Raw genomic sequence first — 348 nt, 5'->3', positions numbered from 1 at the left:
GCTGGTGTAATGGGATCAACTGATTTTAATGTTTCCTTGCAAAGTGTATCCATAATTTTTTAACACTCTTTCATCTATAGTAGCCATCTTCTCATTGCTTCAAGTGATAAGAAGTGGCTGCGATGTTAAGTTGTGTTACATCGGACGGGTGTGTATCAAACTGTTCCCGTTGGCTGGACTACCAGCCCAGCCTCTATTTTTTGTTGCTTTCCTTTCCCTTGTCTGGTGCTTCGAGTGTAATTTCTGTGGTATATCCGCTTTGTTTCTCATAGCGGTGGGTCACGGTTTGGGCTTTCCATGGACCATTGATTTCACTACGGAACCCTTGCAATAGCAGCGGTTGATCCG

The 348-nt window shown here is 44.0% G+C and carries 1 pseudogene; it reads right to left on the bottom strand.

From position 1 onward, the window contains the following. Positions 1-193: 193 nt before the first annotated feature. Positions 194-348, bottom strand: a pseudogene (locus tag J7R12_RS09125) (late control protein); the annotation flags it as partial.

It is taken from the genome of Bartonella vinsonii subsp. vinsonii (assembly GCF_902825235.1).
GTDB classification, from domain to species: Bacteria; Pseudomonadota; Alphaproteobacteria; order Rhizobiales; family Rhizobiaceae; genus Bartonella; species Bartonella vinsonii.
Note: the sequence above shows the minus strand (reverse complement) of the source record. Positions and strands in the feature narration are given on the sequence as shown.